The sequence below is a fragment of the Psychrobacter sp. M13 genome, assembly GCF_030718935.1.
Classification (GTDB): Bacteria; Pseudomonadota; Gammaproteobacteria; order Pseudomonadales; family Moraxellaceae; genus Psychrobacter; species Psychrobacter immobilis_G.
Genome location: NZ_CP132194.1, coordinates 1,143,205 through 1,166,259, shown reverse-complemented (window position 1 = coordinate 1,166,259; position 23,055 = coordinate 1,143,205). Strand labels below are relative to the sequence as shown.

At 42.9% G+C, this 23,055-nt stretch carries 18 protein-coding genes; 14 read left to right on the top strand and 4 right to left on the bottom strand.

Going from position 1 to position 23,055, the window contains the following annotated elements; genetic code table 11:
• Nucleotides 1-202: 202 nt before the first annotated feature.
• The 6 genes from mrcB to purH all read left to right on the top strand — a co-directional run bounded on the left by mrcB (nt 203) and on the right by purH (nt 8,246).
• Nucleotides 203-2,587, top strand: a complete 2,385-nt coding sequence (gene mrcB / locus Q9G97_RS04865) for a penicillin-binding protein 1B (protein WP_371747930.1) — start codon at nt 203-205, stop codon at nt 2,585-2,587.
• A 62-nt stretch (nt 2,588-2,649) separates the two neighbouring features.
• Complete coding sequence (locus tag Q9G97_RS04860; RefSeq protein WP_227680371.1) at nt 2,650-3,549, top strand: tetratricopeptide repeat protein; 900 nt, start codon at nt 2,650-2,652, stop codon at nt 3,547-3,549.
• Nucleotides 3,550-3,651: 102 nt separating this feature from the next.
• Nucleotides 3,652-4,593, top strand: coding sequence for a 50S ribosomal protein L11 methyltransferase (prmA, locus tag Q9G97_RS04855; RefSeq protein WP_201572793.1), 942 nt, complete (start codon nt 3,652-3,654; stop codon nt 4,591-4,593).
• Between the two features lie 173 nt (nt 4,594-4,766).
• On the top strand, nt 4,767-6,155 hold the full coding sequence (locus Q9G97_RS04850) for a zinc-ribbon and DUF3426 domain-containing protein (protein ID WP_305899932.1): 1,389 nt from the start codon (nt 4,767-4,769) through the stop codon (nt 6,153-6,155).
• A 59-nt stretch (nt 6,156-6,214) separates the two neighbouring features.
• Nucleotides 6,215-6,493 carry a helix-turn-helix domain-containing protein gene (locus Q9G97_RS04845; RefSeq protein ID WP_305899931.1) on the top strand — a complete coding sequence of 93 codons (279 nt, stop codon included), beginning with the start codon at nt 6,215-6,217 and terminating at the stop codon, nt 6,491-6,493.
• Between the two features lie 178 nt (nt 6,494-6,671).
• The gene (gene purH, locus Q9G97_RS04840) at nt 6,672-8,246 is read left to right on the top strand and encodes a bifunctional phosphoribosylaminoimidazolecarboxamide formyltransferase/IMP cyclohydrolase (protein ID WP_305899930.1); all 1,575 of its coding nucleotides are present in this window, start codon (nt 6,672-6,674) and stop codon (nt 8,244-8,246) included.
• Between the two features lie 181 nt (nt 8,247-8,427).
• On the opposite strand, the gene Q9G97_RS04835 is transcribed toward purH, so the two are convergent.
• Nucleotides 8,428-10,302 (bottom strand): SurA N-terminal domain-containing protein, encoded by a 1,875-nt coding sequence (locus Q9G97_RS04835; protein WP_305899929.1) that lies wholly within the window; start codon nt 10,300-10,302, stop codon nt 8,428-8,430.
• Nucleotides 10,303-10,663: 361 nt separating this feature from the next.
• Nucleotides 10,664-10,936 carry an HU family DNA-binding protein gene (locus Q9G97_RS04830; RefSeq protein ID WP_201572785.1) on the bottom strand — a complete coding sequence of 91 codons (273 nt, stop codon included), beginning with the start codon at nt 10,934-10,936 and terminating at the stop codon, nt 10,664-10,666.
• A 549-nt stretch (nt 10,937-11,485) separates the two neighbouring features.
• Here Q9G97_RS04830 and Q9G97_RS04825 point away from each other — a divergent pair.
• The 8 genes from Q9G97_RS04825 to fdx all read left to right on the top strand — a co-directional run bounded on the left by Q9G97_RS04825 (nt 11,486) and on the right by fdx (nt 18,413).
• Nucleotides 11,486-12,130, top strand: a complete 645-nt coding sequence (locus Q9G97_RS04825) for a hypothetical protein (protein ID WP_305899928.1) — start codon at nt 11,486-11,488, stop codon at nt 12,128-12,130.
• Nucleotides 12,131-12,543: 413 nt separating this feature from the next.
• On the top strand, nt 12,544-13,041 hold the full coding sequence (locus tag Q9G97_RS04820; protein WP_201572781.1) for an Rrf2 family transcriptional regulator: 498 nt from the start codon (nt 12,544-12,546) through the stop codon (nt 13,039-13,041).
• Complete coding sequence (locus Q9G97_RS04815) at nt 13,038-14,264, top strand: IscS subfamily cysteine desulfurase (RefSeq protein WP_201572780.1); 1,227 nt, start codon at nt 13,038-13,040, stop codon at nt 14,262-14,264. The genes Q9G97_RS04820 and Q9G97_RS04815 overlap by 4 nt, the downstream gene beginning before the upstream one ends.
• A gap of 139 nt (nt 14,265-14,403) precedes the next feature.
• Nucleotides 14,404-14,814, top strand: coding sequence for a Fe-S cluster assembly scaffold IscU (gene iscU, locus Q9G97_RS04810; protein WP_201572778.1), 411 nt, complete (start codon nt 14,404-14,406; stop codon nt 14,812-14,814).
• 164 nt (nt 14,815-14,978) lie between these two features.
• Nucleotides 14,979-15,299, top strand: coding sequence for an iron-sulfur cluster assembly protein IscA (gene iscA, locus Q9G97_RS04805; RefSeq protein WP_201572776.1), 321 nt, complete (start codon nt 14,979-14,981; stop codon nt 15,297-15,299).
• 119 nt (nt 15,300-15,418) lie between these two features.
• A complete protein-coding gene (hscB, locus tag Q9G97_RS04800) occupies nt 15,419-16,006 on the top strand; it encodes a Fe-S protein assembly co-chaperone HscB (RefSeq protein WP_305899927.1) in 588 nt (195 codons plus the stop codon).
• A 78-nt stretch (nt 16,007-16,084) separates the two neighbouring features.
• Entirely contained in the window at nt 16,085-17,998 is a 1,914-nt protein-coding gene (hscA, locus tag Q9G97_RS04795; RefSeq protein WP_305899926.1) for a Fe-S protein assembly chaperone HscA, read from the top strand.
• Nucleotides 17,999-18,074: 76 nt separating this feature from the next.
• Nucleotides 18,075-18,413, top strand: coding sequence for an ISC system 2Fe-2S type ferredoxin (fdx, locus tag Q9G97_RS04790; RefSeq protein WP_201572770.1), 339 nt, complete (start codon nt 18,075-18,077; stop codon nt 18,411-18,413).
• A 125-nt stretch (nt 18,414-18,538) separates the two neighbouring features.
• Here the strand turns inward: fdx and Q9G97_RS04785 are convergent, their stop codons facing one another.
• Together Q9G97_RS04785 and mfd are read right to left on the bottom strand one after the other, a co-directional pair.
• Nucleotides 18,539-18,970 (bottom strand): HIT domain-containing protein, encoded by a 432-nt coding sequence (locus Q9G97_RS04785; protein ID WP_201572768.1) that lies wholly within the window; start codon nt 18,968-18,970, stop codon nt 18,539-18,541.
• A 138-nt stretch (nt 18,971-19,108) separates the two neighbouring features.
• Nucleotides 19,109-22,840 carry a transcription-repair coupling factor gene (gene mfd, locus Q9G97_RS04780; protein ID WP_305899925.1) on the bottom strand — a complete coding sequence of 1,244 codons (3,732 nt, stop codon included), beginning with the start codon at nt 22,838-22,840 and terminating at the stop codon, nt 19,109-19,111.
• Nucleotides 22,841-23,055 lie beyond the last annotated feature (215 nt).

Here is a 23,055-nt window from a genome sequence, read left to right as displayed (position 1 = left end):
GGCTCACGCCCATAAGACGGTCAATACTTACCTATCAACACTTACCTAGATGACGATAGATTGAAAATTTTATCAATTTGCGTCATTATAAAGCAGTTTTTTATCTCAAAACGGTGTGTTATCAGTGCAAAAACCTTATTCTACCTCAGCAAAATCATCTAAAGTCGCGATTCACACGCTACCCTCGCAACAGCGTGGAGCCGTGATTAGCAGCATTTTATTGATCGTTATCATCGCAAGTATGGTGTTATTGTCGCTTTATTTAGTCAAGCTTGATCGAACCATTACCAAAAAATTTGAAGGTAAGCGCTGGGACATTCCTGCAAAAGTATACTCGCAGCCGCTTGAATTGTATCAAGGTGCTAATGTTGATAACGATACGATGAAGACTTGGCTTGAGCTGCTCAATTATCGCAGCAACAAGGCTTATGATCGTACAGGTAGCTATTATAAATCAGGTAATAACTACTTTATCCATACCCGCGGCTTTAGCTATAGCGCCAATGATGTTGATCAAGAACAAGTCATTAAAATGACGATCTCTGGGAATAAGATTGCCTCTATTCAAAGCACCGAGCAGAATGAGACGGGTATTATCCGCCTAGAGCCTGTGAGTATTGGTGGTATCTATCCTGATAGTAATGAAGATCGTATGATCGTCTCTTTGGATGATGTGCCTCAGCCTTTGATTGACGCCTTAATAGCGACCGAAGATCGTGGCTTTTATGAGCATAAAGGTGTCTCTGTCCGCGGTATTGCACGGGCAATAATGAATAACTCCTCTGGCGGCGCCCGCCAAGGTGGCTCGACTATCACTCAGCAGCTGATAAAGAACTTTTATCTCAATTCAGATCGCACGTTAAAGCGTAAAGCTAACGAAGCTTTGATGGCGGTGTTACTAGAACTGCATTACAGCAAAGATGAGATCCTGCAAGCGTATCTTAATGAGATCTATCTAGGTCAAAACGGCAATCGATCCATCAATGGTTTTGGCCTTGCCTCACAGTTTTATTTTGATCAACCGCTCAATGAATTGCGTATCGATCAGCAAGCGCTACTAGTCGGTATGGCAAAAGGGCCTAGTGTTTATAACCCTCGCCGCCATCCCAACGATTCCAAAGCGCGTCGGAATACAGTGCTCAACAACATGCTCACCATAGGCGTTCTCACTCAAGAAGACTATGATAAAGCTATCGAGAAGCCTTTGGGCGTAGTCGAGAAACCAGTAGAGGGCAAGAGCCGTTTTCCTGACTTTTTGGATATCGTCAAGCGTGAGCTCAATGATGTCTATTACTCAGATGATCTAAAGAACGAAGGTCTTATTATCATCAGTACCCTCAACCCTATTACGCAAATGGCAGCAGATAAAGCCGTCAGTCAAAAGCTTGGCAGTCTACGTGGCAACAGTAGTAAAACCAAAGATTTGCAAGGCGCGTTAGTCAGTGCCAATCCTGAAACGGGCGAGCTGGTAGCTGTCGTCGGTAGCGGTAGCGAGTTTACAGGCTTTAACCGTGCAGTTGATGCCAAGCGTCCTGTTGGCTCATTATTAAAACCTATTATCTATATGACGGCTTTAGAGAGCGGACGCTACAATCTAGCCAGCTCAGTCGATGACTCCCCTATTACGGTTAATCTTAGTGATGGCACTAAATGGAATCCAAAAAACTATGACAATCGTGATCACGGGTTTGTCCCTTTGACGACTGCGCTTGCCAAGTCTTATAACCAAAGTGCGGTGCGCTTAGGAATGGAGTTTGGGGTAGATACTTTTGCCAAACAATTACGCCGCTTGGGCATTGAAGAGAAGATTCCGCCTTATCCCTCAGCGCTGTTAGGTGCGGTCAATCTTAGCCCTATGGACATGCTTGGCGTCTATCAGGTCTTTGCTACGGGCGGCTTTCGTACGCCTATTCATAGTATTCGCACGGTGATTGATGATCGCGGACGTATATTGCAACGTACAGGGTTAAATACCCAGCGCAGTGTGCCGCCTGAGACTAACTTTTTGACCAACTATGCATTGCAGCAAGTGGTCAAGGATGGTACAGCTAGAAGCGTTCAGTCTCTTGGCAGTAACCTAAATCTAGCGGGCAAAACGGGCACTACCAATGACTTTCGTGATGCTTGGTTTGCAGGTTATAGTGGTAACTATGTCAGCGTCGTATGGGTAGGTCGTGATGACAATAAGCCTATCGGCCTAAGTGGCGGCAGCGGCGCACTACCTGTATGGGTAGACTATATGAAACGCTTAAGGCTAACCCCTGTATCTATGGCTGAGCCTGAGGGTATCGAGTGGATGTGGCTTGAGAATAACTCTGGTAAGCTCTCCAATGAGCGCTGTAGCGATGCGCGTTACTTACCTGTTATGTCAGCTTATCTGCCAGAAGAATCCAGTAGCTGTGCGCTTAACCTGTATCAGCAAGAGCGTGCACGTGAGCGCTCGCAGTTTGAATCAGGACAAGACGCTATCAATCAGCAGCGCCAACGCGAAGGGCTAGATATCCCCAATAGCGAGGTGATTGAATCTGGCGACAACGAGCAAAGAGATGCCGATACTTGGTATGATCGTGCGCTTGAATGGTTCTAAAATTAACGACACGTTTTGGTTTATCCGCTCATAAATAACACTAAGAGTCAGGGGCTTTAGGCATGATCGAATATAACAGTAACAAGCTGTCCTCTAAATGGCAGTTATCGATACTAGCGTTGTTTGGCGCTCTTACGCTAAGTGCCTGTCAAACGACACCACCTCCGCCTGTCAGCTCTACACCACTGCCGACTACTATATCGAAACAGACAGTCATAGTAGCTGCTGAATCACAGAATGAAGCGATTACACCTCAAGCAGATTCGGTAGATAATGATTATCCTGTAGATGATGAATATCAAGAAAGCTATCCTGATGATACTTTTGAGCAAAACAGTGCTATTGGGAACAATACCTATCCTATAGAACCTTATATACCGTCCAGTCAAGATACTGTTCAATACAACACCGATATCAGCACTGCAGAATCTGCCTATGAGTCTACCGTATATCAACAAAAAGTTGAGCAAGCCGCTGAACCGATAGTTGAGCCTTATGATCCAAAGTACAGTCAGCCCAGCTCCAATAATGCTATCACTGAACGCCCAAGTAACTCATCCATGCCTGCAATGCCATCGCATAGCGAGATGCTTGAGCGCGCTCGACAAAACTCTCAGCAGCAGACCCGTCAAAGCACCTCAGATAACAGTAGCTTACCTGCCTTTCGTAACCTGATGAACGTAGGTATAAACCAGCTAAAATCAGGGCAACTAACCGCTGCGGAGAACAGCTTTACCCGTGCTCAGCGCATGGCACCTAAGTCATCAGCGGTTTATTTTTATTTGGCACAAGTGGCACTGAAAAAGAACCAACCGCGTAAGGCTGAAGCTATGGCAAGGCGTGGTCTTGTGGTATCAGAAGATAGCAGTCGTCGGCGCGCACTATGGCAAATCATATTGCAGTCAGGGCAAGCCCAAAACAGTACTCGAGTCATCAACGAGGCTAAACAAGCGCTACGCTAGCCTGTATATTTGCTAAAACAATGTAATAAGACAATATAATAAGACAGTGCTCTTTTTAACAAACGCTCCTATGAGTCTTTAAATTTAAAATAAGGTAATTTTATGGCATGGCAACAATTGCACTTACAATGCGAAAAAGCAAACGTCGATCTTGCAGAAGCATTATTGTTAGAGGCAGGCGCTCTATCTATCGCCTTAGATGATGCTGGAGATCAGCCTTTATTTGAGCCGCTTCCAGGTGAGTCGCCATTGTGGGATGAAGTCATACTTACAGGTTTGTTTGATGTCAGTATTGAAAATAGCAGTGCTGACAATAGTAGTCGGCAAGCTATCGAGCAGTTAAGTCATGAAATTGGTGCTGAGGTTAATGCCAGTCGTCTGTGGTTAAGCGCTGTTGAAGACAAGGACTGGGAGCGCGAATGGATGAGTCATTATCATCCTATTGAATGTGCTAATAACTTATGGATAGTGCCTAACTGGATTAAGCCGCCCAAACCTGAGGCTATTAATATCATTATGGATCCAGGCCTAGCCTTTGGTACAGGCTATCATGCGACCACTCGGCTATGTCTTGATTGGCTCACTGAGCAAGACCTAAAGGATAAGATAGTCATCGACTATGGCTGTGGCTCAGGTATTTTAGGCATTGGCGCCTTGCTGCTGGGTGCAAAGCAAGTCTACGCGGTAGATATCGATCCACAAGCCGTACTAGCTACTAATCAAAATGCAGTACGCAACAAAGTTGAGAGTCAACTGCAAGCTTTTTTACCTGATGACTTTCGTGATTTTTGTCGCAGTCAATCTATTGCTCCTGTTGATGTTATGGTGGCTAATATTTTAGCGAAGCCCTTAATATCGTTAGCACCTTACTTTGCCACTCTGATGGCATCTAATAGTCGTATTGTATTAGCTGGATTAATTGAATCACAAACTGAGCAAGTCAGTGCCGCTTATAGCCCCTACTTCTCTCTCGATCCTAAACACGCTTTTACAGCGCAAGAAGATCAGCATTGGCAACGACTATCAGGTAAATTTACAGACTAGCAACAATTGATTACATCTGTTACGATGGGATCGTGAGTTAAAGCTTATTGGTATCAAGCGTGTCTACTTAGCTTTTTTAAATCTATGGTATTAAAGACAGTCTTCTATATAAATATTTCAAATACTAGCAGTAGATAAGCGGTGTCGTTGCCGCATTTTTTGGATTCAATAATATGACCCTGTCTATTCAAACGCGCTGTCCTCAATGCTATAGCCTCTTTGACGTTCTAGAAGAACAATTAGACCAAGCAGACGTCAAAGGCCGTTGTGGTCAATGCCAACAAGTTTTTTTGGTCAATGATCATCTCGTTGTTTCTGCTGATGATCAGCCTGCGATGCTCGAAAATGATTTTGAAAACAACAAAGGCATTTTTAATCAAAATGGTATTGAAAATATAGCAGGACGCGGTAGCTATAATTTTGCCTCAGTGATATATAGAGTTGCCAGTGACACTGGCCTTAATACCGATGCTGTTAAAGCCACCACAAAGACAAATAAAAACAAGTCAGATAAAAAGGGTGTTAAAAGCCCTAACATTAAAGATACTCAGCGCTCAGGCGAGCATGATTTAGAGGCTGCAGCACTTGATAGCTTTAATGCTTGGCAGAACCCAATAAATAAAACAACGCACAACGATGATTTGCATGCAAATAGCAAACAGCAATTAATAGATAAAGTTAATAAAACCTCATCGAATAGTGTCGCAGCAGCAGCGGCAATTGACGCAAAAGCACCTACTACTAGCGCCTCGATAAAGGCGAAGCCTGCACAACATTCAGCAGTTATCAATAAAGACAAATCCCCAGCTAGATCCGCGGTAGTTAGCCACCCTACCAATGATAAGCGTATTGACCAACAAAGCTCAACGGATAACCGTGCTCAACAAAAAAGTGATGAAAAAATCAGCACTAATAAGCTGGTTAAAAAGGAGCAGTCTTTATCTGATAGGTCACCTTCTGTCACCCATCTAACGCATCTACTAACCAATAAAAACACCATTTTGGACTACAAACCGTCTCTAAATCAGCAGTATAGCAATCCCATGCTAGATCGCGTTCAACCGACGGTTGCACCTGCCTCAAGATCCGCCTCAACACCTGTTGCTACCCTACTATGGATAGCGGGTTGCGCGGTACTAATACTACTGTTAATAGCACAGTATATTATCTTCAATCTAAACACTCTGATAAAAAACCCAGTACATGCCAAGCGCTTACAGGCGATCTGTTCAGTCGTTGTTTGTGGGTTGCCTAATGCTGATTTATCGGCTCTCAATACCACTCAGCTGTCTATCAGACGCAGTAGAGTCAATACCTATGCTGATTTTAGTGACTTACAGGCTGAATTAGTCAATAGCAGCGCGCAGGCGCAACTGCTGCCTAACTTGAAGGTAAGTGTTTATAGCGAAGCGGGTTTGCTTGGCGCGTTTATCGCTACGCCAGGGGACTATCTACTCAGTAACCAAAGTCAGCTTGGTGGTGAACAAAGCTTAGGTATCATGTTTACAATCCCTTTATCTGCCCAGAAAATTAATAGCTTTACCATAGAGCCTATTTATTAGAGGCCATGTATTTACTGTCAGCTTTACATTTACTCTTTAAGGTTTTAGGATATTAGCTTATGACATCTCACATCCCTTCCTCAGATGAGGGTGCTGATATTTTTAATCCTACTGAGCCTCTTCATGTTCATGTAGAGCGTGCGGTACGTGAGTATTTTTTCGCTTTAGGTGATGAGATGCCGACCGAACTTTATGAGCTCATTTTAGCGCAAGTAGAGCTACCATTATTGACGGTAGTACTCGAACAGACCCGTGGCAATCAAACCAAATGCGCCCAAGTTTTGGGACTAAATCGGGGTACATTACGCAAAAAACTAAAAACTTATGATTTGATGTAGTGACATAAATAGTTGATAAGACTTTCTCATCAATCAAATAAGCCTCAATGCTAACCCTGTTTTGTATAAAGCGCTCAAATGTTTTATTATGATGCTCAGCATCGCTATGACTTACTGATAGCTGCTAACCATCCCTCGCCAGACACTTTTGTCAGGCTTTTTTTACGGAAATTTTCTTATGAGTACAACCCCACTTGCTCTACTCTCAGTGTCTAACAAGTCTGGTATCGTTGAATTCGCACAAGCGCTAATCCAATCAGGTTTTCAGCTTTTATCAACTGGTGGTACTTATCGGCTGCTAAAAGAGCACGATGTCGCGGTCACAGAGGTATCAGATTATACTGGTTTCCCTGAGATGATGGATGGTCGTGTCAAGACTTTACACCCAAAGATTCATGGTGGTATTTTAGCTCGTCGTGGCATGGATGATGACGTCATGAGCGCCCATAACATTGAACGTATTGACTTAGTCGTCGTCAACTTATACCCGTTTGCGCAAACGATCGCTCGCGCTGATGTCACTATGAATGACGCTATTGAAAACATCGATATTGGTGGCCCAACTATGGTGCGCGCAGCAGCGAAGAACCATGCTCACGTAGGCATCGTAACCGACCCTAAAGATTATAATCGAGTTATAACAGCATTGGATGGTGGCATTCAGCTTACCCCTGCTCTACGCTATGATTTGGCTGTAAAAGCCTTTGAGCATACGGCTCAGTACGATGGTATGATTGCCAACTTTTTAGGTAGCCGGGTCAATGATACTCAAGAGCCAGAGACTTTTGCGCGCACCTTTAACGTTCAGCTCAATAAAGCTCAAGATTTGCGTTATGGTGAGAACCCTCATCAGCAAGCAGCTTTTTATATCGATAGCCAAGCCGATAGCCAAGCCTCGATCGCAACTGCTCAGCAGCTACAAGGCAAAGCGTTATCTTATAATAATATTGCTGATACCGATGCGGCTTTGGAATGCGTTAAAACTTTTAGTGCGCCCGCTTGTGTGATTGTCAAACATGCCAATCCTTGTGGTGTCGCTATAGATCATGACCAAGTAGCTGCCTATCGCACGGCTTTTAGCACTGATCCTGAGTCTTCTTTTGGCGGTATTATCGCTTTCAACACACCACTGACAGTAGCGACTGCAAAAGCCATTGTTGATAGCCAATTTGTAGAAGTTATTATTGCGCCAAGCATTGAAGAGGGCGTATTACAAATAACGGCTAGTAAGAAAAACGTGCGAGTCTTAGTATCAGGCACCTTACCAAAACCTGAACAACGTAATACTCAGCTTGATTATAAGCGTGTCACTGGCGGTCTTTTAGTTCAAGAGCAAGATTTGGGTCGAGTTGGGGTCAATGAGCTCAAAATAGTCACGGATGTTCAACCTACAGAGGCGCAAATTGCTGACTTATTATTTAGCTGGAATGTGGCTAAATACGTCAAGTCCAATGCTATTGTCTATGGCAAAAACCAGCGTACTATCGGTATTGGTGCAGGCCAGATGAGCCGCGTCAATTCAGCACGTATCGCAGCTATAAAAGCTGAGCACGCAGGTCTTGCGACAACAGGTGCAGTAATGGCCTCTGATGCCTTTTTCCCATTCCGTGATGGTATCGATAACGCCGCTGAGGTAGGTATAACTGCCATTATCCAACCAGGCGGCTCTATGCGTGATGAGGAGACTATCGCGGCCGCTGATGAGCATGGTATCGCTATGGTGTTTACAGGTATGCGTCATTTCCGTCATTAATATAGACTTAAGAACATAGACTTAAGAATAAAAATTTGGGAGCATAGATCTAAAAACATAGATTTAAGACAACTCTGTTAGTAAAACCTATATTCTAAAGTTAAAAAAGCCACTACGATAAAGTAGTGGCTTTTTGCTATAGACTGAACCTCAAAGACTTAGCCTAGCTAAGCTTAACTAATTAACGGCCTTGTGCACCCGCCATATTCGACTCATTGACCTCAACTTTATAGACTAAGCGTAGATAGTCTAGATAATCTTGTAGTTGATCTTGACCTAAATTATCGCGAATGATTCGAGCCGTTTGCGCTTGCTCTACTTCAGAGAGCTGCGCTTGTTGCTCGGTTTCAATACGATCACCAACAATTACTGTAGCGCCTGTTTCTGTAACACTAGTCAAAGCCACCACGCCATTAGCAGGTGCTTGTTGACTAAATGCCAAACTACGTTCTTTTTCACTCAATAGCGTCGTTTGACGATTGGTCTGACCCAGAGACTGAAAGTTTACCGCTTGTTTGTTAATATCACTGGCCGACTTGATACCAGCAGCAATACTTTGAGCATCTTTAAGTGCTAAGGCACTGGCTTTTTGTTTTAATAAAGTCTGCGTAATCTGCGGCATTGCTGCCTTTAAGCTCAAGGTTTGAGTAGGGCGATAGTTACTTGGCTGCGCCCATATGGTCCCTGTACCAACCCCTATACCAGAAGTAACAGCCTGATCTTGGATAGTAAATTCATCAAAAGCTTGTTTGATGACTACTGGCTGCGATAATACTGAGGTGTTGTTATTTTTACGATAGTCTTTGATACGCTTTAGCGCTACAGCCTCTTGCTGCGCAATATCTGCGATACTTAATCCGTCAGCCGCCATATCATTGATCGCGGTGACTTTATCCGCGTACACAGTCTGGCGCTTGTACTCTTTAGCTTTAGCACTAAGCTCAGAGCGCATGCTCTCAATAGTTGGCACTTGCGTACCATTATCTTGAGTGACTGTAAATATCTGATAGCCAAAGCTGGTCTTGATAGGCGCGCTGATATCACCAACGCTCAAACCTTGTAATGCATTAGTAACTGCGTCAGCATCATTCCCGAATACCGCAGGATTAAAGCGACCAATAGCGCCGCCGTCAGCTCCTGAGGGATCATCAGAGTCTTTTTTAGCGACCGCTGCAAAAGCCTCCCCTTTATCCAAACGCATCTTTATCTGATCCGCGCGAGCTTTGCTCTTATCACCCGTCACCAGAATCTGACTGATCTCACGTTCATCAACAACCGCTGAGCTTTGTTTGTAGGCTTCGTACTGCTGCTCGATTTCCTCTTCGGTAACCTCATCAATTTTGATGGTCGCTGGATCTAGCTGTATATAGGCCAAATCGACCATAGCGGCACTTTTTAAATCCCCTTTATTAGCATCGTAGTAGCTTTTGATATCTGCTTGGGTCAGCTTTACTTTAGCTTGGTAATCTTGCCAATTAAAGCGATGCACCCACAGATTGCGCGCCTCTAGCTGCAAACCAATGAGTTGACTGACCGCTTGCATAGGATAAATAGCCGTCCCTACGATACTCGCATTAAGCTGATCTAAGCTTAACTGATTGCGAAACTCTGCAAACAGCTGCTCTTTGTTCATGCCACGTTGACGTAAGAAGTTTGAGAACTGATCATTAGAGAACTCACCATTAGCATCCAAAAATACTTGCTCTTGGCGCAATAGACGATTGATAGTGTCATCAGATACAGTCATCCCAAGCTTGCCCGCTTGCTGCTCCAACAAAGTACGATCAACAAGCCCCTTGAGCACCTGTTGATGCAACACATCTTCATTGAGCAAACTGGCATCATCAAGCTGTTCTAGAATCTCAGAACGTCGAGAGTTTACTGCATTTTGGTACTCTGATAACCCTACACTTGCCTCGCCTACTTGCGCGATTTGATTAGGGTCAACTGAACCACCAAAATAGCTTTCTACCCCTAGCAGTGCAAGGGGTGATAGGCATAGGATCAATAAAATGCGACCAGGCCAGCTCTTCAAAAAATCCCGCAGTTTATCCATAATTTATTCTGCTTTTTAACCTATGATAGTGAGAACCATTGCAGTAGTCAGTCTTGCATTCAAGGCAACGGTAAAATAAGAGATGTCAGTATGCTATAAAGTGGTAGTAAAATCTATGCTAGTCGTCCTACTAGCGCGCTCTATGATACGTGAATTTTGATCTAGACTCAAAATATTCACGACAAAACACTAGAAATTGTTCGCATGATTCAATTGACAACACGCTTCAATATTTAGCCATAAAAAAAGCACCTCTGCTAAGGTGCTTTAATTCAAATACAAATAATGCGCTTATTAACACCTACTTTCGACAAATCACTACTCTCAAAAATAGGCTAAAGCGTCGATTAGCAATAGTAGCTTAGTTTAAACGCTCTTTTAAATTCTTACCTGCTTTAAAGCTAGGCACTTTGCTGGCAGGGATAGCCAACTCTTCACCAGTCTTAGGGTTACGACCAGTACGAGCTTTGCGGTCTTTTACGCTAAAAGTACCAAAGCCTACTAATGAGATGCTGTCACCAGCTTCTAAAGCTTGGCCAACGCTTTCCATAACGGCATTCAAAGCATCACCAGCTTGAGTCTTATTTAAACCGCTTTTTTCTGCAATGCTATCAACTAATTCTGACTTATTCATAAGTTTTCCTTCAAGTTTAAGGGCTGTAATACACGCTAACGTCAATTATTGTATCGCTCTACACAAAGATAAGCAATATAAACCATACTTGCTATGCGTATCGATCGATAACGAGGTATTAACGCCTTTATATCAAGGGTATCAAGGCAGCGCAAGCAATTTTACATATTTTAATGACCTAGGCTACGTATTTAACACTCAACTTTACGCAAAACACTAGTAAGTAATCCCTACCTTACTCAGTTAATTGATAGCATCTACTTTGATAAATCAACCACTTATCGTTTATGTTTTGGACTTATCATTGGGGTTTTGAATGACGCAACAATATACAAACTGACATAGCTACACTTACTTTTTATTATGAATTCGTTATGATAGGCGAAGCGACCCAATTAAAAGACCAAGTAGAGTCTTTATATTATTTATTGTGTATCATTTCATACTATTTAGTTATTTAAAAAAAACTACTTGTTAAAATTAACTATCTTGAACAATTACCTATTTTTATTTTAAATATAAACTTGCTACATTTAATGGATTATTCCTATGAAGCGCTCTACTTTATCCCACTCTTTACTTAATATTATATTAGTATTCATCGAATCTGCCTTGACGTTATTGTTGCGTCTAGATTCTGACTTGCGCAAAGCGGCTTATCCCCTTGCCAAACAGGGTACTGTGGTTTGTTTACGTCTATATCTGCCACATATCGAGGTATTCGCAACCTTCAGTTATAAAGGGGTGCTGTTAGATGCCAAGCTCCCTGCTAATCGCAGCGAGCCTGATGTCATCATTAATGCTTATAGCGTAGAGATCATAAAAGCGATAGCGACTCATGACAGCGATACTATTGATAAATTGCAGATGCGCGGTGAACATCTACAAGTGCAAATGGTTAGAGCGTTTATCACTCAAGTAGGTCTAGGCGGCCTCGTCCAAAGTTTACTCAAAAAGTTCAAAGGTTCAGACAACAGCAATAACCCTAGTGCTGCTGAAAAAGAGGAAAAAGCCAATCGTTATAAGGTTCGCATTGCTGATCAACAAACTAAAATCAATACCTTAACAATCAAAAATCGTGAACTTGAAACCAGCGTTAAGGAGCTGCAAAGCAAGCAAAAAACAATGATGATCACAGCTGTTATCGCTATTGTTATCGCTATCATTGCTATTTTATACGCAGTTTTGAGTTAGGATAATTCCTGAAATATAAGGGGCTAAAGTACTTATAATATCTACGTTATAAATACTTTGGCCCTCTTGTTATGTTGTCTATTGCACTGATTAACTTTATGAATAATAGGTATCTGTTAACCTAATCATCAGTAACCATTTTAATCTTGACTAAATTAGTCGGGATTAAGTATAATAGCCCTATCGCAGCATATATTACACGCAGAAGCTGTTATATATTGATTTGAGTATCTGTTGTTTAATAGCGATAACTTGTGACTTATACCATGTTTGGTATCGGACAGTGTCCATACAGCTGTTATTAGATCAGTAATCTTTATAGGATGACTAACCAATAACAAGCTATCAATGCCCGATCAAACAATAAGCTCGTTATTGAATTTAATGGATTATTTATTAGTTGGAGATACTTTATGCGTTTGACTACCCGAGGTAGATATGCGGTCACTGCGTTACTAGACTTAGCGCTGCAAACCAGTCAACAAGATAGCGCAGTTTCCTTATCTGACATCGCCAAGCGCCAATCTATCTCAATCTCTTATTTAGAGCAATTATTTTCTAAATTGCGTAAGCAAGGCTTAGTCACTAGCATTCGCGGTGCTGCCGGTGGCTACTACCTAGCGAAGCCACTTGATCAGATCGACGTCATGAGTATAATCTCAGCCGTTGATGAGTCTGTCAATGCGATGCAATGTGAAGGTCGCGGTGATTGCCAAGGCGGTACTATGTGCCTAACTCACGACCTGTGGTGTGCTCTATCCAATCATATTGAGCAGTACTTGAAAAATATAACATTAGCACAATTATTAGAGATGAAGAACGTTCAATCCATCTCAGAGCGTCAGATGATAACTTCTTTAAATGACATTACTACTATTACTTTATCGACCAGCGAGGCAAACCCAGCATGAGTCAACATAACCAACTAATTTACTTAGATTATGCCGCCACTACCCCAGTTGCTAGACCAGTAGCTGCTAAGATGAGCGAGTATCTGACTGTAGATGGCATTTTTGGCAATCCAGCATCACGCTCACATGGCTATGGGTGGCAGGCTGAAGAGGCAGTTGAAACGGCGCGTGAACAAGTCGCTAACGTTATCAATGCTGATCCTCGCGAGATCGTATTCACCTCTGGCGCTACTGAGTCAGATAACCTTGCTATCAAAGGCGCAGCTCATTTTTATCAGTCTCGTGGTAAGCATATTATCACCAGTAAGATTGAACATAAGGCAGTATTAGATACTTGCCGTGAGCTTGAGCAAGAAGGGTTTGAGATCACTTATCTTGAACCACAAAAAAGCACAGGGTTAATCTTACCACAGCAAGTGGCTGATGCACTGCGTGAAGATACTATCTTAGTATCACTTATGGTCGTAAACAATGAGCTAGGTACTATTACTGATATCAAAGCCATTGGCGAAATTACTCGTGCTGCTGGCGTCGTATTTCATGTTGATGCCGCGCAAGCAGTCGGTAAAATAAAAATTGATGCTGAGACTACTAAATTTGACTTGATGAGTTTTTCAGGTCACAAAGCTTATGGTCCTAAGGGTATTGGCGCACTATTTGTTCGTCGTAAGCCACGTATTCGCTTGAAGGCTGAGCAGCATGGCGGTGGTCATGAGCGCGGTATGCGTTCAGGTACTCTAGCAACCCATCAAATCGTTGGACTAGGCGCGGCCTTTGAACTAGCGAACTCAAGTCATGCTGAGGATCACGCTCATGCCGCTAAGCTACGTCAAAAGCTATGGGACGGTTTGCAAGATATCGAAGAGATCTATCTCAATGGTGATCTTGAGCACAGCGTACCGAATATCGTCAACATTAGCTTTAACTTTGTTGAAGGCGAATCGCTTATGATGTCACTGAAAGATTTGGCAGTATCATCAGGTTCAGCTTGTACATCAGCGACCTTAGAGCCATCGTACGTGTTACGTGCAATCGGTCGTCCAGATGAGCTGGCTCATAGCTCAATCCGCTTTAGCTTTGGTCGTTATACTACCGAAGAAGATATCGATACGGTTATTAGCCAAATGCATGCTGCGGTTGATAAGTTACGTGCCCTATCACCACTTTGGGATATGTACCAAGAAGGTGTTGATTTAGATTCAGTAGAATGGGCTGAACATTAATATTTAATGCTCACCATCTTAATTTACTATTTATCAAACGATTGCTTATTGAAGTATTAGGTTTGATCGTTTGACCCCAATTTAGATGAATAGTTAACGATACAAATGTTTTATTCATCGACTAACCAGGAGAAAACTCATGGCCTATAGTGACCAAGTTATTGATCATTACGAAAATCCACGCAACGTTGGTAATTTTGATAAAAACGCCGAAAACGTTGGCACCGGTATGGTTGGCGCTCCTGCTTGTGGCGATGTAATGCGCTTACAAATTCAGGTTGATAACAACGGTATCATCGAAGATGCTCGCTTTAAAACCTATGGTTGTGGTTCAGCTATCGCTTCAAGCTCACTTGTGACTGAGTGGTTAAAAGGTAAAAGCTTAGATCAAGCTGGCGAAATCAAGAACAGTGATATCGCAGAAGAGCTTGCTCTGCCACCTGTTAAGGTGCATTGCTCTGTACTAGCGGAAGATGCTATCAAAGCTGCTATTAGCGATTACAAAGGTAAGCATGCTGTAGCTGACACTGAAGAAGTAGCTGCTAACTAATCAATACTGTATCTTATGTCAAAAGCTAAGTTAGCTGTAAAGATTTACAAAGAGCTAGCTTAGCTATAAAGGTGACAATGACTTTGATTGTCGCCTTTTATTTTATCTTAATTATTAAAATATTCTACAATTGACTATAATTTAAACAATTAATAGGAGTTGGCATGATTGAAATGACAGAACGCGCCGCTCAGCATGTTCGAGATTTTTTGGACAATCGCGGCAAAGGTGAAGGCATTCGTGTGGGTATTCGTACTGCAGGTTGCTCAGGTTTGGCTTATGTCTTAGAGTTCGTAGATACGCCTGATGAAAACGATACTCGTTATGAGAGTCGTGATGTCAGTATTTTTATTGATCCAAAAAGCTTAGTTTATTTAAATGGCTTATTGATGGATTATGAAAAAGAAGGCTTGAATGAAGGCTTTAAATTCACTAATCCCAATCAAAAAGGTGAATGTGGCTGCGGTGAATCTTTTACGGTATAACGTTTGATTATTCAAGCAGTTAAATGGATTGTGTTGTCCAAAATCATCGTAAAACACTTTCAAGTATTAAAATTTAAGCATTATTACCATTCAAGCAACTTATACAACAAGGTTTTGTTATGACAGTAGCAGTTGATACTCAATTTGATGATTTCTTTGCTTTATTTAAGCAGCCTATCCAGTTCAAGCTTGCACAAAATGAGCTTGATGAGCGGTTGCGTCATCTACAAAAACAGTATCATCCTGATAATGTCGAAAAAAGCACTTTGCAAGGTGATACAGATACTGCCAAAGCCATTCAACAAGCCGAGCAAGCTTCTGCTATTATCAATCAGGCTTATCAGACCCTAAGCCATCTCGATAGCCGCGCGGCTTACTTATTAGACATAGCGGGACAGGCTGAAACCCTAGAGAACTCTATTGCTGATTTAGACTTTTTAGAAGATGCCATGCAATTACGTATTGATCTCGATGACGCCATTGATGATAAAGACAATGCTACCTTGAAGCATCTGCAACCGCAGATTGCTAAGCGTCTACAAAATCAGTCAGAACGTTTTGACAATGCTTATACGAATCAAGATTGGCCACAAGCTATTGATGCCACTCAAAAACTAAAATTCTTAGTCAAACTAAATGCTGATATTACTACTGCCATCGACGATGTCGCCAAAAGCGATCAAACTGATGATGATTTATACGTCTAATACTAATAATACCGTATAATCTGCACTTTCAAGTTAAAACTTTTATCCCTCTTATTCTTATAATCTTTGAGTTGTCTTATGTCTTTATTACAGATCGCTGAACCCAATCAAAGCGCCCAGCCTCATCAGCATCGTTTTGGAATCGGTATTGATTTGGGTACTACCCGCTCATTAGTCGCAGTAGTCCGCTCGGGTAAGGCACAAGTACTAGAAGCTGACAATGGTAAAGATAACCTATTGCCCTCAGTCGTCTATTACCCTGCCACTGGCACTCCAGTAGTTGGCGTTGACGCCTTGGCTCACTTAGCAGATGATCCTCAGAATACTATTATCTCAGCCAAGCGCTTTATGGGTCGCAGTCAAGCCGATATTAAATTCTCACATCCTTATCAGTTGAGTGGTGCTAAAGATGCGATGCCTGCTTTTGTTACCGCCCAAGGTGAGGTGTCACCTGTTGCCGTTTCAGCACATATACTATCCGTACTCAAACAGCGTGCTAGCGATGCTTTGCCTGATGATAGCATCGAGGGCGCCGTTATCACTGTGCCAGCCTACTTCGATGAAGCTCAGCGTCAAGCCACTAAAGATGCCGCGCAAGCCGCTGGTATAAAGGTATTACGTCTGCTCAACGAGCCTACGGCAGCAGCAGTTGCCTATGGCTTAGATCAGGCCGATCAAGCTACTGATTCTATTGCTACTGGTAACAGTACCCAGAACAATCTGCAAAAATATTATCTTATTTATGATTTAGGCGGTGGCACCTTTGATGTCTCTATCTTAAAGCTAACCGACGGTGTTTTTGAAGTACTAGCGACTGGCGGCAATAGTGCTTTGGGCGGTGATGATATCGATCGATTATTGACTAATTGGCTGATTAAGCAGCTTGATATCAACCCTGTTGATGTCAGCTTGCATGATAAATCAATACTGGCGCAACAAGCCAAAGCTTACAAGCAAGCATTGACTGATAATGAGCAAGTGGTTATCGACATTGTGGTTAATGAGCAGGCTTTTAAAGGGACAATGAACCGCGAAGACTTGTTGGCTATTGCTGAACCTGTAAATCGTCGTACGCTCAGCGTATGCGCGCAAGTGCTACGCGATGCTAAATTAAGCATTGATGACTTAGATGAGGTAATATTAGTCGGCGGCTCTACACGTATGCCAGCGGTACAACAGATCGTTGCTGAGTTTTTTGCTAGAGAGCCTTTATGTCGACTCAATCCTGATGAAGTTGTTGCTTTGGGTGCAGCACAGACTGCTCATCAATTGATAAATGGTGATAGTGATAATAACCTGCTACTCCTTGATGTCACGCCTTTATCATTAGGACTTGAGACTATGGGCGGTCTGGTTGAAGTGCTTATCCCACGTAACACCCCTATCCCTGTCAAAAAGCGTCAAGTCTTTACTACCTATCAAGACGGACAGACAGGCATGGTTATTCATGTGGTACAAGGCGAGCGCGAAACGGTCGATAACTGTCGCTCGCTCGGTCGATTTGAGCTATTTGGCATCCCTCCTATGAAAGCAGGTTTTGCCCGTATTGAAGTTACTTTTAGTATCGATGCCAACGGTCAGCTGACGGTTAGTGCGCAAGAGACAACGACTAAAACCGAAAGTAAGATTGAGATTACCCCAGCTTATGGGTTATCCGATGAGCAAAAGGAGCAACTACTGGTTGCTGGATTTAAGCATGCTGAAGAAGATAAAAATGCCCGCTCTTTGATTGAGACAAAGGTTGAAAGCGAGCGTGAGCTGCTAGCATTACAATCGGCTTTGACAGAGTTTGGTGAGTTGTTAGATACCGAGGAGCAACAAGCACTAGCTAAGCAAATGCAAGATATGCAAGAGGTTTTAACGACCAACGACTCAGTATTGATTGAAGCGCAGAAAAGCAAGCTTAAACCACATAGCGACACTTTTGCTGCCCGTATTATGAATCAAAGCGTACAAACTAGTATGGCTGGCACCAAAGCACAGGACTGGTAGATTTTAGAATTAGATAGATTTAGCTTGAATACTTAATAAATTTTAATTGAATCAATTAGCAGCGGATACACGAATTATGCCAAAGATTACTATACTGCCTCATTTTGAGATTTGCCCTGAAGGGGTTGAAGTTGAGCTTGAAGCAGGCAACAACTTATGTAAAGCCTTATTAGAAAAAGGTATAAAAATAGAACATGCCTGTGAGATGTCTAAGGCTTGTACTACCTGTCATGTAGTCGTACGCAAAGGCTTTAATGGTCTGGATGAAATGGATGATATCGAAGCGGATTTGCTGGATCGAGCTTGGGGACTTGAGCCTGATTCGCGACTGTCTTGTCAGGTTATGGTTGAAGACGACGACTTGACTATTGAGATTCCTAAATATACGTTAAATCATGCCAAAGAAAACCACTAAGATTGCTTTAAAAATATTTGCATCAAAAAATCAAAAGCCTACCATCGTAATGATAGTAGGCTTTTTATATTTCAGAATGAGATACTAAATTAGAATTTAATACTTAAAAATTATTAATAAACCAATCACATTTGCCAATCAAACGGCATTTGATGATGTCCACGTAATGCCATCATAAGTGTTTGCTGCATCTGCGCCATAACCTCTTTGGTATAAGGAACAGCTGGTACACCCCATACTGGATTCGGCCATTGTAAATCGTTCTGATAACGGACAATATGATGAAAATGCAGCTGTGGCACTTGATTACCTAAAGCGGCAACGTTCATTTTTTCTGCTTGAAAAGTCTTAGCTAGCTGGCTTGACAACCAACTAGACTCCCGCAAAAACTGCGTTTGATCCGCTTCAGACAGCTCATATAGCTCTTTGATACCTGAAACTCGTGGCACTAAGATCAGCCAAGGAAATTGGCAATCGTTAATCAAACGACAAGTCGATAATGGAAAATCACCTACCAAAAAACTATCAGCAGCAAGTTTAGGATGCAGTTGGAACATAATGACAGTATCTCTTGTTATTTATTATAAAAGTATAGAGCTTAAATCGTAAGCCCGCGTAATGTCCATATTTTACCAGTTATTCGGCTAATTAAGTAGTGGCATCTAAATATGCGCTGGCCCTAGCTATAAAAATAGCTAAGCAGTCTCTACCACTATATGATTATTAAAATAAGCCAATAGCTCTTGGACAATAGTCACACGTTGCTGAGCTGTGACAAGCTTATCCGCATCACTAAAGCGAATGCCAGACGCACCATTCATCCGGTAGCGTTTGGCATCTGATTGAATCAATTTGATAATGGCCAGCGCATCTACTGGTGTGTCAGGAGCAAACTCTAAAGTCACACTGTTGCTACTGGCATCAATCTTATTAATTAGTAGCGGTTCGGCTTGAATACGCAAACCATGAACGGCAAAGAGCTGCTTAGTCTGATCGGGTAGTGTGCCAAAACGATCAATCATCTCGGTACGTATATCAATGAGACTATCTTTATCATCAGCACTGCTAATACGCTTATAGAATAATAAACGCTGATGTACATCGTGCAAATACTCTTCTGGTATCAGCGCTGAGCTGTGCAGATTAATCTCGCTAGTCAAGGACAGCGGCGTATTCAAATCAGGCTCTTTGCCTGCTTTAATCGCTTTGGTGGCGCGTTCAAGCATATCCATATACAAGCTAAAACCTATCGCTTGCATATTACCACTTTGCTGCTTACCCAATATCTCACCTGCCCCGCGAATCTCCAAGTCCTCACTTGCCAGCATAAAGCCAGCGCCTAACGTATTAGCACGCTCAATCGCATGCAAGCGGCGCTTAGCATCCCCTTTTAGCCCTTTAATCGATGGCACAAGCAAGTAGCAATAAGCTTGATGATGACTGCGACCCACCCGACCACGGAGCTGATGCAACTGCGCTAGACCAAATTTATCAGCCCGCTCAATAATAATAGTATTGGCATTGGGCACATCAATACCTGTTTCAATGATGGTTGAGCATATCAGCACATTGAACTTTTTATGATAATATTGCTGCATGACTTGCTCAAGTTGGTTTTCGGGCATTTGACCATGAGCGACTCCTACTCGTGCCTCAGGGACTAGCTCGCGGATAGTCTCTGCCATGCGCTCGATGCTTGCAACATCGTTATGCAACAGATACACCTGTCCACCGCGTAAGAGCTCACGCAAGATAGCCTCTTTCATCAGCGCGTCACTCTTTGCCATGACAAAGGTTTTGATCGATAAGCGCCGTGCAGGAGGAGTTGCGATAATCGACATATCACGCATACCCGATAGCGCCATATTCAACGTACGCGGTATAGGGGTTGCGGTCATCGACATACTATCGACATCCGTCTGAATGGCTTTGATGCGCTCTTTATGACGTACCCCAAAGCGATGCTCTTCATCTACGACCATGAGGCCTAAATTAGAAAATTTAACGTCAGATTGCAATAATTTGTGAGTACCAATAACAATATCGACTTTACCAGCGGCTAAATCAGTTAATACGGTTTGTTGATGTTTTTTACCACCAAATCGCGACAAAGTCTCAATACGTACGGGCCAATCTGCAAAGCGATTGCGGAAATTATCCTCATGCTGCCCTGCCAATAGAGTCGTCGGCACGAGCACTGCGACTTGATAGCCTGCGCTTACCGCAATAAAGGCGGCACGCATGGCGACCTCAGTTTTACCAAAGCCAACATCGCCACATATCAGACGATCCATAGGCTGGTTTTGTTTCATATCATTCATGACAGCATGAATAGCATTGGCTTGATCGGGCGTTTCTTCAAATTCAAACTGACTGGCAAACAGCTCATACTGCGAAATATCGATTTTGAAGTGAATACCGACTTTGGCTTCGCGGCGCGCCTGCATATTGAGTAGCTCTGCTGCCACATCATGAATTTGCTCTAAAGCTTTTTGTTTGGCGCGATCCCATTTACCGCTGCCTATCTTGTGTAGTGGCGCGAGCGCTGGATCGCCACCACTGTAGCGGCTGATCATTTGCAAATTGGCTACAGGCACGTAAATACTAGCTTCTTCCGCGTACTTAAGATGAATAAATTCTTGTTCGCCATCGCCAACATCCAAAGTAATCAGGCCGTTGTAGCGGCCAATACCGTGTTCGATATGGACAATAGGACTGCCTTGCGTCATCTCAGTGACGCTCTTAACTAAGAACTCCTCTGACACCCCGCTTTGACGCCGCCTGCGCGTTTGCAATACTTGCCTGCCAAAAAGCTGAGTTTCGCTAATCATGACTAGACGTTCAGGGACATAGACGCCGCGCTCAATGGGCGCAACGGTTAGCCCTACTCGTGGACGCGCACTTGCACCGTTATTACTACTGATAGCCGCTATTTTGGGCGCTGCTAGAAAGTCTTTAAAGCTAGCATAAGCGGTAATATCTATCTTACCCTTAAATAGCTCAATCAGTATCTCACGGCGACCTGCCGTTTCGGCAACGATTAAGACTGGTGTATTGGTTTGCCCTTGTAATGATAGAAAATCTAATAGCGCAGCTAACGGTTCAGATTTTTGATGATTAACGGCAAGTTGTGGTGGCTCTTCGGCACTTAGGGTCACTAAGCCTTTTTGCTTATGTACGTTTGAATCAAGCTGTAAACTGTCATTATCGATTGTGGTAACATCATCAATCGCAGCAACATCGCTCATGGTCGCAAGCTTTGCATCTGCGCTCAATATCACTCGTGGATAATTGTTTAACTGCTCATTAAGAGTATTTGATAATAGATACAGTAATTCAGGCGCGACAATTGGTTTGTCGATATCGTGTCGACGCTCCTCATAACGACGTTGAATCTGCGACCAGTAATCTACCTGCCGCTCACTGATGTGCTCATCGGTGATAAATAGCGTATCACTTGGCAGATAGGCAAATAGACTACTCTGCTGTGCCCAATCTTTTAGATCAAAAAACAAGGGCTGATAATACTCAAGTCCGCTGCTAGCGATACCTGCCATCACGTCCTTATGCAGCTCAGACTTGCGGCTACTAACATTTGGGAACATAGCAGCGAAGTTCATGCGAAAGGTCTCGCGTCCTTCTTCCAAAGGAAACTCTTTGGCAGGTAAGATCTGAAACTGCTCAATCGGCTTTGAGATATCCGGTAGCTTATGTAGTAGCGATATCGACTCTTGACCCATACTACTATCATTGCCCGATAGCATAGACTTTAAGTCATCTTCAGTTAAGGTACGCTGGGTCTGAGGATGAAAAAAACGAATGCTCTCAATCTCATCATCGAACAGATCCAGACGCAGTGGAAACGGCTGCCCCATTGCAAAGATATCAATAATACTGCCACGTACCGCAAACTCACCCGGCTCAAAAACATTCTCAACGGCGCGATAACCCGCCTTAGCTAGTAACTCACGCTGAGTGTTAATATCAAATCGATCACCAACACTTAAGTCAAAATGCTGACCAATCAACCAGCTGGGCGGCGCCACTCGATGCATAAGCGCCTGTATCGATATGAGCATCACCCCTGAGCTTGGCATATCTGTCAGTAAATTAATCCGCTCGCTGACAATATCTTGATGCGGCGACAGCTCATCATAAGTTAAGGTCTCCCAATCAGGAAACACATAAGCATCAACACCGCAAAAGGCCAATTCGGTCTCTATTTGGTTGAGCTGGTTTTGATCGCGGGTTACTACCACCTTTAGACGCTCAGCCACATCCCATACTGGCGATTTGACTAAGCTTGCCAGCCATAGACTACTGACCGCACCATGCACAGGTGCCAGCCAGCGCCGCTGAGTATCTTTTATTGGAAATAACTGTTGATTGATCGGAGCAAAGGCGTCAGTTAAAGCAGTGATAGGCATAGCGAATAGGATCAAAGTTAGGAGTCAGATAACCATTATACGAAAGTTTTGGCTTTTGACCAAAATGTATGCCGTAACGGTTTGTGATTAAAACTATTATTAGCAAAATTATTGTCGAAACTCTAATCAAGGTTGTTATCAAAGCAGTCATTACTCATGCAAAAAATCCCAGCAACTACGCTGAGATTTTAGATTTAGATTTACATTTAGCTTAA

Coding starts and splice junctions, on each gene's coding strand:
- Q9G97_RS04860 (WP_227680371.1), top strand. CDS start 2,650: ATGATCGAATATAACAGTAACAAGCTGTCCTCTAAATGGCAGTTATCG.
- prmA (WP_201572793.1), top strand. CDS start 3,652: ATGGCATGGCAACAATTGCACTTACAATGCGAAAAAGCAAACGTCGAT.
- Q9G97_RS04850 (WP_305899932.1), top strand. CDS start 4,767: ATGACCCTGTCTATTCAAACGCGCTGTCCTCAATGCTATAGCCTCTTT.
- Q9G97_RS04845 (WP_305899931.1), top strand. CDS start 6,215: ATGACATCTCACATCCCTTCCTCAGATGAGGGTGCTGATATTTTTAAT.
- purH (WP_305899930.1), top strand. CDS start 6,672: ATGAGTACAACCCCACTTGCTCTACTCTCAGTGTCTAACAAGTCTGGT.
- Q9G97_RS04835 (WP_305899929.1), bottom strand. CDS start 10,302: ATGGATAAACTGCGGGATTTTTTGAAGAGCTGGCCTGGTCGCATTTTA.
- Q9G97_RS04830 (WP_201572785.1), bottom strand. CDS start 10,936: ATGAATAAGTCAGAATTAGTTGATAGCATTGCAGAAAAAAGCGGTTTA.
- Q9G97_RS04825 (WP_305899928.1), top strand. CDS start 11,486: ATGAAGCGCTCTACTTTATCCCACTCTTTACTTAATATTATATTAGTA.
- Q9G97_RS04820 (WP_201572781.1), top strand. CDS start 12,544: ATGCGTTTGACTACCCGAGGTAGATATGCGGTCACTGCGTTACTAGAC.
- Q9G97_RS04815 (WP_201572780.1), top strand. CDS start 13,038: ATGAGTCAACATAACCAACTAATTTACTTAGATTATGCCGCCACTACC.
- iscU (WP_201572778.1), top strand. CDS start 14,404: ATGGCCTATAGTGACCAAGTTATTGATCATTACGAAAATCCACGCAAC.
- iscA (WP_201572776.1), top strand. CDS start 14,979: ATGATTGAAATGACAGAACGCGCCGCTCAGCATGTTCGAGATTTTTTG.
- hscB (WP_305899927.1), top strand. CDS start 15,419: ATGACAGTAGCAGTTGATACTCAATTTGATGATTTCTTTGCTTTATTT.
- hscA (WP_305899926.1), top strand. CDS start 16,085: ATGTCTTTATTACAGATCGCTGAACCCAATCAAAGCGCCCAGCCTCAT.
- fdx (WP_201572770.1), top strand. CDS start 18,075: ATGCCAAAGATTACTATACTGCCTCATTTTGAGATTTGCCCTGAAGGG.
- Q9G97_RS04785 (WP_201572768.1), bottom strand. CDS start 18,970: ATGTTCCAACTGCATCCTAAACTTGCTGCTGATAGTTTTTTGGTAGGT.
- mfd (WP_305899925.1), bottom strand. CDS start 22,840: ATGCCTATCACTGCTTTAACTGACGCCTTTGCTCCGATCAATCAACAG.